The following is a 16,683-nucleotide window of genomic DNA, read 5'->3' as shown; positions in this document are numbered from 1 at the left end:
AGTTTTAGTAGCTCTTTATTTTTTTATAGTTTTAATCACGAGTTAATATCTCGTCAATCATTCCGTATTCTTTAGCTTTATCAGCTTTCATCCAATAATCTCTATCACTATCTGCATATACTTTGTCGTAATCTTGACCAGAATGCTTACTGATTATTTTATATAATTCTTCTTTAAGAATTAAAATTTCACGAGCTGTAATTTCTATATCACTAGCTTGACCTTGTGCACCACCTAAAGGTTGGTGTATCATCACTCTAGAGTGTTGTAAACCGCTACGTTTTCCTTTTTCTCCTGCACACAATAAAACTGCACCCATGGACGCTGCCATACCTGTACAGATAGTTGCTACATCAGGTTTAATAAATTGCATCGTATCATAAATACCTAATCCTGCATATACGCTACCACCTGGCGAGTTAATATATATTTGAATGTCTTTTGAAGCATCTACACTTGATAAAAATAAAAGCTGTGCTTGAATAATATTTGCAACTTGGTCGTTTATTCCTGTTCCTAAAAAAATAATACGATCCATCATTAAACGTGAGAATACATCAAATATAGCAATGTTCATTTGACGTTCTTCAATAATGTTTGGTGTTAAGTTGGTTGGATACATACTACTAATTATCTTATTGTAATATGTACTACTTATACCTTGATCTTTTATAGCGAATTTTTCGAATTCTTTTCCGTAATCCATAGTTTGATTTAATATGCTTTTAATTGAAAAAATTAGGCGCTGTTTAGTCTTGCTAAACAACGCCTAAAGATAATGATTATTTTGTTAAACCTATCCTAATTGATTTTTGAGAGCTTAACTTAAAACTAATTGAAAATTAGTTATTTGTCTCCGTAAACTTCTTTTACAAAAGCATCATAAGACAATTCTTTAGTCTTGATGTTAGCTTTTTCTTTGTAAAGGTTTAGTAATTTTTGACTTACAACTTGCTCTGATATACGTCTTACTTCATCTTGATTTCCTAAAACACGTGCAGCAATATCGTCTAATTCTTTATCTGTAGGATTCATTTGTCCAAACTGTGCCATTTGCATTTTAATCATGTTTTTGGCATTGTTTTTAACGTCTTCAAAGTCTACTTTAAGTCCGTTTTCTTCCATTAATTTACCTTCAATTAATTGGTAACGTAAACTTTTTTCAGACTTCTCGTATTCTTCTTTAGCTTGAGCTTCATCCATTTCAGTTTCACCTGCAACTTGCATCCATTTAGTAAGGAATTCTGCTGGTAAATCAAATTTGGTGTTTTCTACTAAATATTCTGTAACGTCGTTTAATAATTTTTGGTCAGATTGCTGTACAAATTGTTTTTCAGCATCTTCTTTAATTTTTGCTTTTAGCTCTGTTGCAGATTTTACAACATCTTTACCAAACAATTTATCAAATAAGTCTTGGTCAAGGTCTGCTAACTCACGACTATTAATTTCTGTAATTGTAAAAGTAACTTCAATGTCTAAATCATGTGCATCGTCATGAGGTACTTTTAAAGCATTCATTAGCTCATGGTCATCTGCAAATAATCCTTTAGTTTTTAAAGTAATAACGTCACCTACTTTAGCACCAATAAATTTTTTCTCGGTTGTTTTACCTTTAAACTGGTCTAAAGTAATAGTTGTTGTGTTATCTATTTCTTTGTCTTCGTTTTTAAAGGTTCCAGTAATTTCGCTATCTTTTTTTACTTCTTTTTCAGAAACAATTTTACCGTATTGTTTTTGGATACGCTCTATTTGCTCATTAATCATTTTATCATCTGCAATGATGTTATAATGTGTAATAGGCTTTTTGCTTTTTAATTCTACTTTAAATTCTGGAGCTAATCCTAATTCAAATTCAAATGAAAAAGAATCTGCATCCCAATTTATATCGTCTTGTTGTTTAGGTAATGGTTGACCTAAAACATCTAATTTTTCTTCGGTTAAATACTTGTTTAATGCATCTTGAAGTAATTTGTTTACTTCATCTACTAATACTGCTTTACCGTATTGTTTTTTAACCATTCCCATAGGTACGTGACCTTTTCTAAATCCTGGAATGTTAGCTGTCTTACGGTAATCTGTTAAGATTTTTTCAACTTTATCGCTATAATCGTCCTTTGCGATGTCTACTTTTACTACAGCATTTAATGCATCAATGTTTTCTCTTGTAATATTCATTATAAATGATATAAAGCCCTATTTGGGCGTTTAACACTAGTTTTTCTTTTAAAAAGGTCTGCAAAAGTACTACTTTTTTTAAGTACTGCAAAGTTTTTAACGTGTTGTGTTACAGAGATTTTTACTATTTACTTGTGTTTTGAATCTGACTTTAAAAAAGATTGGAATAACCATTGTAATATAGATAGTAAAATACTAAACAGTATTGCAGTCCAAATACTAGACACTGCAAAGCCATCTATAAATTTGTCTGCTAGTAAAATGATTAATCCATTAATAACAAATAAGAACAGTCCTAAGGTTAAAATAGTTATAGGTAATGTTAGTATGATTATTATAGGTTTAACTAATAAGTTTAAAATAGACAGTACAATTGCTACTATTATTGAGGTCACATAATTGTCTACATGCACACCTTTTAAAACTTCTGCTAAAAAGAAAACCGCTATGGCATTTAGTAGTAATCTGATAATTAAATTCATAAATTATATATTTAAATATTAGACTTTAATTTACAAAATTTGTTACAGCTTCATAGAAATCTTCTGGATTTTCTGCGTGCAACCAATGTCCAGCATTGGCGATTGTTGTAATTTGTGCTTTAGGGAAATGGTTTTTTATAATGGCCTCATCTTGATTGCCAATATATTCACTTTTATCACCTCTTAAAAACAAGGTATCTCCTTCGTATTTAGCGTGCAAAGGTAAAGCTTCTCCTACTTCGCTGACGTGTTCTGTAAGTACTTCTAAATTAATACGTAAGTCTAGTTTTCCTTTTTCAACCCAATATAAATTTTTAAGTAAAAACTGACGTGTTCCAAAATCGGACACAAAATTAGCCAGTTGTTTATCGGCTTGACCTCTACTTTTTAAAACACTAAAATCTAAACTGTTTAATCCAGCTAAAATAGTATCATGATGTACTGGATAAAAACGTGGCGAAATATCTGCTACAATTAACTTACTTACTAGTTCTGGATATTTTGAAGCAAACAGCATGGCTGTTTTTCCACCCATGGAATGCCCTAACAATATAGCTTCTTTAATATTATGGTTATTAAAATAATGTTTTATGTCTTCAGCTAAAACGTCATAATAAAAATCATCACTTTGAAAACTACGACCATGATTACGTTGGTCTACCAAATGGACTTCAAAATGTTCTGCAAACTGATTGCCTAAAGTCTTCCAATTATCACTCATTCCTAAAAAACCATGCAAAATGACAAAAGGTTGACCTTGACCCAATATTTGAGAGTGTAATAACATGTCCTTATTTTAATTTGTTTTTATACATATTTACCACATTTTCTATACCTAAATATAAGCTTTCGGCGATTAATGCATGTCCAATAGATACTTCCAATAAGCCTGGAATATGTTGTTTGAAAAACTGTATATTATCTAGTGATAAATCATGTCCAGCATTAACACCTAGCCCAAGGGAGTTGGCAAGTTCTGCGCATTTAGTGTAAGGCTCTATTGCTTTTTGATTGCCTAAACTATATTGATGAGCAAATGCTTCTGTATATAACTCTATTCTATCTGTACCAGTTGCTTTGGCACCTTCAATTTGCTTTAAATCTGGGTCAACAAAAATTGAAGTTCGGATACCTTTGTCTTTAAATTGATTAATAACATCCACTAAAAAATCTTTGTTTTTAATAGTATCCCAACCGGAATTACTTGTTATAGCATCAACTGCGTCAGGTACTAAAGTAACTTGCGTAGGTTGCAATTCTAAAACCATATCCATAAATTTTGGAATAGGATTACCTTCAATATTATATTCGGTATAAACCACAGGTTTTAAGTCGTAGGCATCTTGATATCTAATATGTCTTTCGTCAGGTCTTGGGTGTATAGTTACACCCTCTGCGCCAAAACGTTGTACGTCTTTAGCAAATTGCACCACATTTGGGATGTCACCACCACGAGAGTTTCTTAAAGTGGCAATTTTGTTAATATTTACGCTTAATTTTGTCATATCAATCGGTTATTAAAAACACAAAAATACAAAGTAGAACCCCTTTATTGTACTAATTTTTGGTTAATTTGCATAAACTTAAGTTTTAATATTATGAATCTCTCAGAATACATCATAAACGACATAAAACCTTTGTTAAACACAGATTTAGTTAGTGATTTACAATTGATGTTTAATCAATTAACATACTCTCATATTCCTGTAAAAGACGAACATGGGACTTATTTGGGTTGTATATCTGAAACAGATGCACATTGTTTTGATGCCAACAAACCACTACAGGATTACAGACATGCTGGTGAAGGTTTTTTTGTAAGGGACAATACTAATTGGTTGGATGTATTAGAGGCTTTTGCTCAGAATTCTGCTAACATAATGCCTGTTTTAAATAGCTCTAATAAATATCTTGGGTATTATGAGCTTAATGATGTAATTGGACTGTTTAATGAAACGCCTTTCTTTTCAGAAAATGGTGCCATTTTAATTGTAGAAAAAGGATTGCAGGACTATTCTTTTAGTGAAGTTAGTCAAATAGTAGAAAGTAACGATGGTAAACTTTTAGGAGCTTTTATTTCTAAAATTGAAAACGACGTAGCACAAATTACCTTAAAAATTGGTAATTCTGGATTAAGTGATATTACACAAACTTTTAGACGTTACAGCTACAATATTGTGTCTGGTCATGAAGAAGACAGTTATATAGATGGGTTAAAGGAGCGCTCTGATTATCTTAAAAAATATTTAGATATATAATGGTAAAAGTCGCTGTTTTTAGTCAATTTCAAAAGAAAAAACCTTTAGCTTCTCTAGAGGTACTTTTAGATGTTTTAAAAAAACAAAACATAGAAGTAGTTGTTGAAGCCAATTTTTATAAAGGCGTTACTTCAAAAATTAAAAAAGAATTTGCCACTTTTTCAGAATTAGATCATAGTTATGATTTTTTAGTTAGTATTGGTGGCGATGGTACTATTTTAAGAGCCATTACATTGGTTAGAGATTTAAACATCCCAATAGTTGGTATCAATACAGGACGTTTAGGGTTTTTAGCAACAATACAACATGAAGATATCGAAGCAGCCATTCATTCTATCTTAGAAAAAAAATACTCTATTTCAGAACGTAGTCTATTAACCATCGAAAGCTCTGAAAAAAATGCAGAAATAGAAAGCTGTAATTTTGCACTAAATGAAATTGCAGTAAGCAGAAAAAACACTACCTCTATGATAACGGTTGAAACCGAGTTAAATGGTGAGTATTTAACGTCTTATTGGAGTGATGGTTTGATTATATCTACACCAACTGGATCTACAGGATATTCTTTAAGTTGTGGCGGACCAGTTATTACACCTAATGCGTCAAGTTTAGTGTTAACACCAATTGCCCCACATAATTTAAGCGCAAGACCTTTGGTTATAGAAGACTCTACAACCATTACGTTAAAAGTTAGTGGTAGAGAAAAAAAACATTTAGTGTCTTTAGATTCTAGAATTGCAACCTTGTCTAATAAAACAACTATAACAATAAAAAAAGCACCATTTACCATAAAAATGATTGTGCTAAACAACGAAACTTTTCTAGATACACTCCGAAAAAAACTACTTTGGGGAGAAGACAAACGTAATTAAACAATAATTTGCAGGTAAATCTGTTTAAAAGTGTAACTATTTCAATCAAATTGTTATAGGCTAATCTTATTTATTATATTTGCAAACTTTGAAGATTTATGAAGCAGTTAACACTAGTACTATTAACATTTTTAAGCCTACAATTTAGTACAGCACAAATTAACGAATTTGGGTTGTATTTAGGTGGTTCTAATTTTATTGGAGATGTTGGTGCTACAGACTATATTGCACCACAACAATTAGCATTAGGAGCCATTTACAAATGGAATAGAAGTCCAAGACATTCTTACAGGATTTCTTTAATTTTTACTGAATTAGAAGGAATTGATAAAAACTCTGACGATCCAAGTAGACAAATTAGAGGCTTAGAGTTTAGCAATCAAATTATAGAATTATCAGCAGGTGTAGAATTTACTTTTTTCGATTTTAATTTACATCAAGGTGGTATGGTGTCTACACCATATTTATATACTGGTGTAAGCGCTACTCAGCATGATAATTTTTATTTAAATAATGCTGGTGTTTTAGAAAAAGAAGACACGTCAAGTATTGCTTGGGGTATCCCAATGGTACTAGGCTTTAAGACATCAATAACTCCAGAAATTATTTTAGCTTTTGAAGTAGGTGCACGTTATACCTTTACAGATGAAATAGATGGAAGTGTCCCAGATGCAGAAGAACTAGCAAGCAGAAGTTTTGGTAATTTAAATAATGATGATTGGTACACTTTTACAGGTGTAACTTTAACATATACCTTTGGGAAAAACCCATGTTATTGCGGATTTTAATTTGAAGACACAAGATCACATACACAAGCAGCATTTGCCTAAACATATTGCCATTATTATGGATGGTAATGGACGTTGGGCTAAACAAAAAGGAATGGTGCGTGCTTTTGGTCATGAAAATGGTACTAAATCTGTAAGACAAACCGTAGAGGCTTGTGCCGAAATTGGTATTAAACACCTTACTCTATATGCGTTTTCAACAGAAAACTGGAAACGCCCCAAACTAGAAGTGGATACGTTAATGAAACTTTTAGTCTCTTCTCTTAAAAAAGAAATTAACACATTATTAGATAATAACATCAAGTTAAATGCAATAGGTAACTTATCCTCATTACCTAAAAAAGTGTATAAAGAATTACAAGAAGTTATAGAATTAACTAAGGAAAATACACACATGGATTTGACTTTAGCATTAAGCTATGGGTCTAGAGAAGAGCTATTAAATGCTGTTAAAGAAATCAGTACTAAAGTTAAAAATAATATAATTTCTACAGAAAGTATTGACGAATCGGTATTAAATGCACATCTTTACACGCAGAGTTTACCCGATGTGGATTTACTTATTAGAACAAGTGGAGAGCAACGTATTAGTAACTTTTTGTTATGGCAAATAGCTTATGCAGAACTATACTTTACACCTGTCCTTTGGCCAGACTTTACAAAGCAACACTTAAGTGACGCTATAATAGAATATCAAAAAAGAGAACGACGATTTGGGAAAACCAGTGAACAAATTAGCTAAACAATTACCATTGAAAAAAGTATTACAATACAGCTTAATAGCAATCACGTTTTTTAGTGCATTGACAATAAACGCACAAGATTTAAGCTACGAAGACGGTAAAAAATATATCCTTGCCGAAATAACAGTTAATGGAAACACTAACTTTAGTGAGCAAACAATTATTACTTATTCTGGATTAAGAAAAGGTGATGAGATAATGATTCCTGGAGAAGAAATTAGTAATGCTATTAAAAAACTATGGAAATCTAATTTGTTTAGCGATATAGAAGTATACCTGCTAAATACAGAAGGTGATAGCGCATCTCTAGAAATAAGATTAGCAGATTTACCAGAGCTAAAAGAAGTAACAATAACTGGTGTAAAAAAAGGAAAACAGGAAACCATCATCAAAGAAAATAAATTGTTAAAAGGAACTAAGGTCACAGAAAACCTTGTAACAACTACAAAAAATTATCTAGAGAATAAATACAAGAAAAATGGATTTTTAAATGCTAAAGTGAAAGTAATTACTACAGAGGTAGTTACCGATTCTATTAGCAAGCCTTTAGTTAATATGACGGTTAATATTGATAAAGGTGAAAAAGTAAAAGTAAAATCAATTGACTTTGAAGGTAATAGTGTTTTAAGCGATAAAAAGCTTAGAAAAGCTATGAAAAACACCAAACAGATTAATCCAATTAGATTGTTAAAACGTTCAAAATTTATTGAAGCAGATTATAAAGATGATTTGTCAAGTATAGTCGATAAATATAAAGAAGTTGGATATAGAGATGCAAGAATAGTTTCAGACACTTTAATTTTAAACTCTAATAAAACGGTTTCTCTTCAAATAGAAGTTGAAGAAGGAGAAAAGTACACTTTTGGAGACATTACATTTATTGGAAACACAGTATATACAGACGAAGCTTTAAAAAGACTATTACGTATCAACAAAGGGGATACTTATAATGGAGTAGAACTTCAAAAGAGAATTGCTGATAACTCTAAACCAGATGCAAACGATTTAACTAATTTATACCAAAATAATGGTTATTTATTTTCAACAATAAATCCAGTAGAAGTTAATGCAGATGGAAACGTTATTGATATGGAAATTAGAATAACCGAAGGTAAGCCAGTATACTTTAATAAAGTAACTGCTACTGGAAACGAAAAAACTAACGACCACGTTATCTATAGAGAGATAAGAACAAGACCAGGTGATCTTTACAGTAAAGAAAATGTAGTTAGAACCATTAGAGAATTAAGTCAATTAGGTTTCTTTGATGCAGAACAACTTACACCTAACTTTAAAAACCCTAACCCAGAAGAAGGAACTATTGATATGGAGTATGCTTTAGTAGAAGCTGGATCTAGTCAAATAGAACTTCAAGGAGGTTATGGTGGTGGTGGATTTATAGGTACTTTAGGATTGTCTTTTAATAACTTTGCCATTAAAGATATATTTAAAAAAGAAGCCTATAAACCAATCCCAATGGGAGATGGACAAAGACTTTCGTTACGTTTGCAAGCCAGTCGATTTTTTCAAACTTATAGTTTTTCATTCTCAGAACCATGGTTAGGAGGTAAAAAACCTGTGCAATTTTCGACATCTATATCGCATACTAAGCAATTTTTATACAATGCTCAAACTAGAGATGCAGATAAAGACAGACGTTTTAATATTACTGGTGTTACCGTTGGTTTAGCAAAAAGATTATCGGTACCAGACGATTATTTTACATTATCACAAGCTGTAAGTTTTCAGCACTACGATTTAAAAAATTATAATACAGGATTATTTACCTTTGGTGACGGTTATTCTAATAACCTATCTTACACACTTGGGTTAAGTAGAAACAATACCTATAACGATCCAATATTCCCAATGGGAGGATCTAATTTTACAGCGACTGCAAAATTTTCATTACCATACTCTTTATTTAATGATGTAGATTATACAGCTTTAAGTGAAGAAAGAGCGGAAAACCAAGCAATAGTTAATGATGCTAATGCCAATGTAATAATTAGAACAGCAGCATCAGAAAGAATAAGCGAAATTGACCAACAACGATTTAATTGGTTAGAATTTTACAAGGTTAAATTTAAAGCAGACTGGTATACAAGACTAGTTGATAAATTAGTACTAAGACCAAGTGTCGAATTTGGATTTTTAGGAGCCTATAATCAAGATAGAGGTATTATTCCTTTTGAGCGTTTCTTTGTTGGAGGTGATGGTTTAGGAGCATTAAGTCTGGATGGTAGAGAAGCAGTAGCACTTAGAGGGTATCCAAATCAAGGATTATCTACTCAAGATGGTGGTACTATTTTTAATAAATTTTCTTTAGAATTACGTTACCCAATTACTTTAAAGCAATCTGCAAAGATTTACGCTTTAGGGTTTATGGAAGCTGGAGCCTCTTATAATAACTTCAGAGATTACGACCCATTTGCATTAAAAAGATCTGCAGGTTTTGGTATCAGAATCTTTATGCCAGCGTTTGGTTTACTTGGTATAGACTTTGGACACGGTTTTGACCCAATACCAGGAGCATCTGTTAAAAATGGTTGGGAAACACATTTCATAATAGGACAACAGTTTTAATTATTAGCCCTTTAGCCCAATAAAATCAATAATTAACCACTATAGTATCTATATTTTTTTATTTTTGGCACGATATTTTCTAATAACAATTCAAGGATTTGATTAAAGAATTAAAATTTTTAAGATTAAAATTCGTTATTTTGAAAACACAAACTCAATAATGCAATGTTTAATAGTATTTTGAGTTTATAATCAAGAAATAATAAAACAAATTCCAAAATGAAATTAAAAGTTCTTATTGTATTGGTGATGCTTGCAGCAGGATTTACTGCTAATGCCCAACGTGGAGTTAGAATTGGTTACATAGATACAGAATATATTTTAGAAAACATTCCTGAATATAAAGAAGCAACTGGCCAGTTAGATAGTAAAGTTCAAAAATGGAAAGCAGAGATAGAAGCTAAACTTAATGAAGTCAAATTAAAACGTGAAGCATTAAATAACGAAAAAGCTTTATTGACAAAAGAGTTAATTGAAGAGCGTGAAGAAGATATCGTCTTTGAAGAAAAAGAAATATTAGACTATCAACAAAAACGCTTTGGTCCTAATGGTGATTTAATGATCCAGAAAAGACAATTAATGCAGCCTGTCCAAGATCAAATTTTTCAAGCAGTTCAAGATATAGCTAAAGCAAAAAAATACGATTTTGTTTTTGACAAATCAGCAGATGTTGTCATGCTATATTCAGCAGAGCGTTTTGATATGAGCGAACAAGTAATTAGAACTATATCTAGAGCTTCTAAACGCGAACAAGCAAAAAATAAAGCAGAACGCAAATTAGCTAAAGAAGAAGACGTAGTAGTAGAGATAAATGAAGAACAAGAAGCACGTCAGAAAGCTTTAGACGAAAAAAGAGCAGAAAGAGAAGCAGCAACTGAAGCAAGAAAAAAAGAAATTTTAGACGCAAGAGAAGCTAAGAAAAAAGAAGCTGCAGACCGAAGAGCAAAAATATTAGAAGAGCGTGCAAAAGCTAGAGAAGAAAAATTAAAAGAAAGAAATAAGGGTAAGGAAGATGAGGATGAACAACCCGTTTCTTTTGATGAAAACGAAAGCGCAAAACAACAAGAAGCTCCTAAAACAAGAGAGCAAATTTTAGAAGAGAGAAGACAACAAAAATTAGCAGACAGAGAAGCAAGAAAAAAAGAACTGGAAGCTAAAAAACAAAAAATCTTAGAAGACCGTCAAAAAGCTAAAGAAGAAAAAGAGAGCACAGAAGACGAAGACAACTAAGACAAATACAAATAATTTATAACACACAAATACTATTTTAAAAATGAAACAATTCAAAACACTTTTATTTGCTGCAGCATTATTTATTGGAGCGACAAGTTTTACTAATGCTCAAACAAAAGTAGCCCACATTAATACAACAGAGCTTGTGGCATCAATGCCAGAAATGAAAGCTGCACAAGCAGAAATGGAGCAAATGGGAAAGACTTACGAAGCAGATATACAAGAAATGGTTAAAGAATACCAAGCTAAAGCAAAGCAATACGAAGCGGAAGCTGCAACTAAAACTAACGAGCAAAACCAACAACGTGGTGAAGAGTTAGCGCAAATGCAACAAAGTATCCGTCAGTTTCAAGCAGATGCACAACAAAAGCTTCAACAAAAAGAATTAGACTTACTAAAGCCTATTACAGATAAAGCTAAAGCAGCTATTTTAAAAGTTGGCAAAGCACAAGGATTTAACTACGTGTTAGATTCGTCTCAAGGTTCTGGTGTTATCATGGCAGAAGGTAAAGATCTGTTAACAGATGTACAAAAAGAATTAGGATTTTAATTAAAATCCCTTTCAGATTACAATTAAGCTGTCTAACTTTAGACAGCTTTTTTTATATTTAAAATATGAGTATACAACCCATTGGTATTTTTGATTCTGGAGTAGGTGGTACATCTATTTGGAAAGCCATACACGCTTTGTTGTCTTTTGAGAACACTATTTACCTTGCAGATAGTATTAATGCGCCTTATGGACCAAAAGGTAAAGACGCCATAATAGCACTTTCTGAAAAAAATACTGAGTATTTACTTAATCAAAATTGTAAACTTATTGTAGTGGCTTGTAATACAGCTACCACTAATGCAATTGCGCACCTAAGACAAACTTATGATGTGCCTTTTATTGGTATAGAACCAGCAATAAAACCTGCTGCTTTACAAACAAAAACTAAAGCAATTGGAATTTTAGCAACTAAGGGAACGTTAAGTAGTGAGTTGTTTCATAATACTTCACAAATATATAGTAATGGTGTTACAGTAGTAGAGCAAGAAGGGGAAGGCATTGTACAGTTGATAGAAAGTGGACAAATTAAATCTTCTAAAATGAAAGAGCTGTTAACTACTTACTTAAAACCAATGATTGAAGCTAATGTTGATTATTTAGTTTTAGGTTGTACACATTATCCTTATTTAATTCCTCAGTTATTAGATTTATTACCTAAACAAGTTAAAATTATTGATTCTGGTGAAGCGGTTGCTAGGCAAACCAAAACCATCTTAGAACAACATGAGTTATTAAATTCTTTAAATATTAAACCTAGTCTTAAGTTTTACTCTAATGCAAATCCAAAAGTAATGGAAGACTTACTTGATAATAAATTTGAAGTGGATTATTTAAGTTTTTAATTAAAATATATTCAACAAAAAAACCACGTCATTCTAAAAATGCGTGGTTTTTTTTATACTATAAAAAAACTATTTATATATTCTCTGCGTCTCTTAGACCTTGAATATATTCAGCTTTTTGTATTTGTCTTCTTCTACTTACTGATGGCTTAGTAAAGTATTGCTTCTCTCTTAAGTTCTGCATTACTTTTACGTTTCTGTGCTTACGCTTGTAACGTTTAAGAGCACGTTCTATGTTTTCGCCTTCTTTTATTTCAATTCTTAACATATCTTAATTTTAAATCAGGTGCAAATATCTATTAAATAATGGATATTTTCAAATTAATATCACAATATTTTAATACTATTTACAGGTTTTTGTATTTGGGTTTACCCTAAGTACGTTTTTAATATTTTACTTTTTGAGGTTTGACGTAAACGTCTAATCCCTTTTTCTCTAATTTGTCTCACACGTTCGCGTGTTAAATCAAAGGTTCTACCAATCTCATCCAAGGTCATTGCTGGTTGATTGCTTAATCCAAAATTAAGTCTAATCACATCACTTTCTCTTGGTGTTAGGGTTTCTAAAGCACGATCAATCTCTGTGTTTAAAGACTCACGCATTAAATTCATATCTGGATTTGGTGACTCGTTTGAGCTTACTAAATCATACAAACTATAATCTTCTCCTTCTTTTAAAGGCGCATCCATAGAGACATGTCTACTAGAAATTTTCATAGACTGTTTAACATCGCTAATAGTCAGATCTAATTCTTTTGCTATTTCTGATGCACTTGGAGGTCTTTGGTTAATTTGCTCTAAATGCGAAGTGACTTTTCTAATTTTGTTTATAGATCCAATCTTATTTAATGGTAATCTTACAATTCTAGATTGTTCTGCTAAAGCAGACAATATAGCTTGTCTAATCCACCACACTGCGTAGGATATAAATTTAAACCCTCTAGTTTCATCAAATCGTTTAGCAGCTTTTACTAATCCTGCGTTACCTTCGTTTATCAAATCTGGTAAAGTTAAACCTTGATTTTGATATTGCTTTGCGACAGATACAACAAAACGTAAGTTAGCAGTTGTCAATAAATCTAAAGATTTTTGACAGCCTTCTCTAATTTTTTGAGCTAATTCCACTTCCTCTTCTGCAGTAATCATTGGAAGTTTGCTAATGTCTTGTAAGTATTTATCTAGGGATTTAGATTCGCGGTTGGTAACTTGCTTAGTAATTTTTAATTGCCTCATTCAGTCTACATTGTTTTAAGTTATATCTATAATCTAACAATTAAAATGACAATTCCTAATTATTAACAATTTCTTTTGAAAAAAAGCTACAAACCATTAAAATTGAGCAAAAATTGACTTAAAAACGACTAAATATTGTTAAAATTTAAAAATTATTCTTTTTTCTTCTTTTTTCCAAACAAGCCATTAATAACATCTTTAACTTGATCTTTAGGTTTAACGCTATCTGTTTTAGTGGAGTCTTTGGGTTTATTGTTTCCACTTAATATTCCGCCAATTACATCCTTTACAGTATTGTTGTTTTGTGTGTTAGTAGAATCTTTTGGTTTATTACCGCCTAAAATATCACCAACAACATCTGTAAGTTTGTCTTTTCCTTTATTGATAAGTTTTTGTTTTTCAATTTCTATAAGTTGATTGGTTAGGTTTTTAACACCACTTGTTAAATCTGTTTGTACTTTTGGTTGCGTTGTATTACCGGAAATAGTTGCAGTAACCGGAATGGTAATATTGTTTACAGCTGGATCATTAATTTTATTAATTAATTTATTGACATCGCTTCCTAGATATTTAGCTGGAACATCAAATACAACTTGATAATTCATAGTATTACTAAATGTGTGAGAACCATTTACAGTCATTACAATGTCTTTATATTTAATGTCAAAGGGTTTAACTGTAACTTGTCCATTGGAAAAGGAAAGCTTGGTTTTTAAGTCTTTTAGATCTAATTTGCTAAAATCTAAAAAGTTTAATTTACTTTCTAACAAAGAAAACAGTTGCTCGTTTTTAGGTTGAAAAGTTGTTGTTAGTAATTCCGCGAAAGCGTCTCCAGAAATAGTATTTAAAAGCGGAGTAAAATCGTCACCCAAAGTACCAGATAAATTAATACTACTATTTAGTTTTCCTTGTAATGCTTTAGTAATTGGTGCTAAGGCTTTTAATAAATTTAAATCCTCAAACGATTGTGCTATATTAAAGTCTTTAGCACCTAAATTCATGCTAAATGTAGGCTTTTCGGATTTTGTATCAACAATACCTTCTAGACTTAAATTACCATCAAAAATACTTGAGGTAACATTGTTAAGTTGTGCTTTTTCATCTGCTATTCTCAGGTTTCCTTTTACATCTTTCAAAATTAAGTTATCATAATGTACCGTTTTTGCATCTGCTGAAATAGTACAATCTAAAAATGCAGGAATTTTAAGTGATGTTGCAGGTTCTGCACTTTGATTTACTGGTGCATTGCTTCCGCCTTCCATCATAAAATCACTAACAACAAAGGTGTTGGAATTAACTTTAAAATTACCTTTTAACTTTTGGTCACTTAATAAAAACCCCAATAAATTATTAATAGTCCCTGTAGCGTTTAGATCTGTTTTTCCTGTTGTAGCTACAAAATTATCTAGGGTTATTGTGCCTGGATTAAAGTTAATGGAGGCGTTGGAAATATTAATAGGGTTAACTATATCTGCAGAAGAGAATACAAAATTAGAGACACTCATTGTACCATTGTTTTTGATACGTTCATAAGCATTTGTTTCTAATGCATTCATATCAAAACTAGTATTGAGTTTTGCTTTTAAAATTCCCTTCAATTCGTTTTTTAGTTCTACTGGATAGGCTTTAGTTAAGTTTTCTAAATTTAAAACACCATCTATATTAGCATTAACTAATATGTTTTTAGTTAAGTTTTTAAAGGTGGCAGAGCTTTTAAATTCGTCTTGATCAATCTTAAAATTTAGTGTGTTAAGCTTGATGTAGGTGTCATCTGCAATTCCAGTTTCGTTTTTTACTTCTGCATTAATAATAATGTTTTCAACACGTTTTGGTAAATGGTCAAACTTAAAAGAAGCATTATTTGAGACAATGTTTATGTCTTGGGTTGGTATTTTGGTTTCTGTTACTTCTCCTTTAATTAAACCATTAACTTTAAAATTACCAGTTGTACTTACATTGTCTAGGTTTTTAGCATAAGTTTTTGGGATAACAGCTAAAAAGTCTTTAAATGAAGATCCTGGATTTTCAAAAGAAATATCAATCTCTTGACCTGCTTCAATCAACTTAACATATCCTTTAAATTCTAAAGGTAAATCGTTAACAAAGCCTTTATTTTCTTTAAACGTATATGTGTTGTTTGGTATGTCTAGATCTATTAAAGCATCAAGTTTTACAAAGTTATTGCTTAAATATTCTATATCATCCATGCTAAATGTAACATTAGCTTCGGTTTTGGTGTCTAACTCAGACAATTCGCCAGAAAATCTACCATTTCCTTGATGATTTAGATTAGTTATTTTAAATTTTGTATTTACACTTTCATCTAAATAGTTAAATGCACTGTTGTTAATGGTATAATCTTCTATGTCAAAAGTAAAACCTTTACTTGTAGTATTATTTTCTGTTAACAGGTTGTCTTTTATTTTTGCTATATCCCAATTTACGTTTCCTTCAGTGTCAGTTATTAAGTTAACTAGTGCTTCGTTAATGTTAACACTATTAATTATTATTGGGTCATCATCTGCATTTTTAAACAATTCTTTTACAGACATATCTAAGGATACTAATTTTGCTTTTGCAAGGGTGTCGTTTTCAAAAGGAGCAACATTAGTTATCATTAAATTATCTAATGTCACATTGGCTTGAGGAAAGCTTCTTATAAAACTTAAATTAACATCATCAAACGTGACTTTAGCGTTAACGTTGTCATTAATATAACGTCTAACCATATCTTTAATTTGACTCTGAAATATAAATGGGCTAGCAATTAATAAGGCTAGTAATATTAATAATGATAATCCAATTATTTTTAGTTTTTTCTTCATGTTAGGTGTTCCGTAAACGGTTATAATATCTATTGTTAGTGTTATAATTACTTACGCTTAAACTAATTAAATAGATGTTTATATAAAAGTATT

General features: G+C 31.1%; 16 protein-coding genes. 8 read left to right on the top strand and 8 right to left on the bottom strand.

Features of this window, described 5'->3' with window-relative positions; all coding sequences use genetic code 11:
- Positions 1 to 31: 31 nt before the first annotated feature.
- From clpP to LY08_RS09190, 5 genes are all read right to left on the bottom strand, one after another.
- A complete protein-coding gene (gene clpP, locus LY08_RS09210) occupies positions 32 to 706 on the bottom strand; it encodes an ATP-dependent Clp endopeptidase proteolytic subunit ClpP (protein WP_111660159.1) in 675 nt (224 codons plus the stop codon).
- Between the two features lie 140 nt (positions 707 to 846).
- Positions 847 to 2,175 carry a trigger factor gene (tig, locus tag LY08_RS09205; RefSeq protein WP_111660158.1) on the bottom strand — a complete coding sequence of 443 codons (1,329 nt, stop codon included), beginning with the start codon at positions 2,173 to 2,175 and terminating at the stop codon, positions 847 to 849.
- 128 nt (positions 2,176 to 2,303) lie between these two features.
- A complete protein-coding gene (locus tag LY08_RS09200) occupies positions 2,304 to 2,657 on the bottom strand; it encodes a phage holin family protein (protein WP_111660157.1) in 354 nt (117 codons plus the stop codon).
- 25 nt (positions 2,658 to 2,682) lie between these two features.
- Complete coding sequence (locus tag LY08_RS09195; RefSeq protein WP_111660156.1) at positions 2,683 to 3,444, bottom strand: alpha/beta fold hydrolase; 762 nt, start codon at positions 3,442 to 3,444, stop codon at positions 2,683 to 2,685.
- A gap of 4 nt (positions 3,445 to 3,448) precedes the next feature.
- A complete protein-coding gene (locus LY08_RS09190; RefSeq protein ID WP_111660155.1) occupies positions 3,449 to 4,162 on the bottom strand; it encodes a pyridoxine 5'-phosphate synthase in 714 nt (237 codons plus the stop codon).
- A gap of 93 nt (positions 4,163 to 4,255) precedes the next feature.
- On the opposite strand from LY08_RS09190, the gene LY08_RS09185 reads away from it, so the two are divergent.
- The 8 genes from LY08_RS09185 to murI all read left to right on the top strand — a co-directional run bounded on the left by LY08_RS09185 (position 4,256) and on the right by murI (position 12,532).
- Positions 4,256 to 4,915, top strand: a complete 660-nt coding sequence (locus LY08_RS09185) for a CBS domain-containing protein (protein ID WP_111660154.1) — start codon at positions 4,256 to 4,258, stop codon at positions 4,913 to 4,915.
- Entirely contained in the window at positions 4,915 to 5,787 is an 873-nt protein-coding gene (locus tag LY08_RS09180) for an NAD kinase (protein WP_111660153.1), read from the top strand. Before LY08_RS09185 ends, LY08_RS09180 begins: the two co-directional genes overlap by 1 nt.
- 98 nt (positions 5,788 to 5,885) lie before the next feature.
- On the top strand, positions 5,886 to 6,575 hold the full coding sequence (gene porG, locus LY08_RS09175; RefSeq protein WP_111660152.1) for a type IX secretion system protein PorG: 690 nt from the start codon (positions 5,886 to 5,888) through the stop codon (positions 6,573 to 6,575).
- Between the two features lie 58 nt (positions 6,576 to 6,633).
- Positions 6,634 to 7,317, top strand: coding sequence for an isoprenyl transferase (locus tag LY08_RS09170; protein ID WP_245907575.1), 684 nt, complete (start codon positions 6,634 to 6,636; stop codon positions 7,315 to 7,317).
- The gene (locus LY08_RS09165; RefSeq protein WP_111660151.1) at positions 7,289 to 9,904 is read left to right on the top strand and encodes a BamA/OMP85 family outer membrane protein; all 2,616 of its coding nucleotides are present in this window, start codon (positions 7,289 to 7,291) and stop codon (positions 9,902 to 9,904) included. Before LY08_RS09170 ends, LY08_RS09165 begins: the two co-directional genes overlap by 29 nt.
- A gap of 219 nt (positions 9,905 to 10,123) precedes the next feature.
- Complete coding sequence (locus tag LY08_RS09160) at positions 10,124 to 11,134, top strand: OmpH family outer membrane protein (RefSeq protein ID WP_111660150.1); 1,011 nt, start codon at positions 10,124 to 10,126, stop codon at positions 11,132 to 11,134.
- A gap of 43 nt (positions 11,135 to 11,177) precedes the next feature.
- The gene (locus tag LY08_RS09155) at positions 11,178 to 11,687 is read left to right on the top strand and encodes an OmpH family outer membrane protein (RefSeq protein ID WP_111660149.1); all 510 of its coding nucleotides are present in this window, start codon (positions 11,178 to 11,180) and stop codon (positions 11,685 to 11,687) included.
- A 65-nt stretch (positions 11,688 to 11,752) separates the two neighbouring features.
- Positions 11,753 to 12,532: a glutamate racemase gene (murI, locus tag LY08_RS09150; protein WP_111660148.1), complete on the top strand. Its 780-nt coding sequence runs from the start codon at positions 11,753 to 11,755 to the stop codon at positions 12,530 to 12,532.
- Between the two features lie 73 nt (positions 12,533 to 12,605).
- Here murI and rpsU read toward each other — a convergent pair whose 3' ends face one another.
- From rpsU to LY08_RS09135, 3 genes are all read right to left on the bottom strand, one after another.
- Positions 12,606 to 12,800, bottom strand: a complete 195-nt coding sequence (gene rpsU / locus LY08_RS09145) for a 30S ribosomal protein S21 (RefSeq protein ID WP_111660147.1) — start codon at positions 12,798 to 12,800, stop codon at positions 12,606 to 12,608.
- 101 nt (positions 12,801 to 12,901) lie between these two features.
- Positions 12,902 to 13,765, bottom strand: a complete 864-nt coding sequence (locus LY08_RS09140) for a sigma-70 family RNA polymerase sigma factor (protein ID WP_111660146.1) — start codon at positions 13,763 to 13,765, stop codon at positions 12,902 to 12,904.
- Between the two features lie 152 nt (positions 13,766 to 13,917).
- Entirely contained in the window at positions 13,918 to 16,590 is a 2,673-nt protein-coding gene (locus LY08_RS09135) for an AsmA-like C-terminal region-containing protein (protein ID WP_111660145.1), read from the bottom strand.
- Between the last annotated feature and the right edge of the window lie 93 nt (positions 16,591 to 16,683).

This window comes from Olleya aquimaris (assembly GCF_003259525.1).
Lineage (GTDB): Bacteria > Bacteroidota > Bacteroidia > Flavobacteriales > Flavobacteriaceae > Olleya > Olleya aquimaris.
Note: the sequence above shows the minus strand (reverse complement) of the source record. Positions and strands in the feature narration are given on the sequence as shown.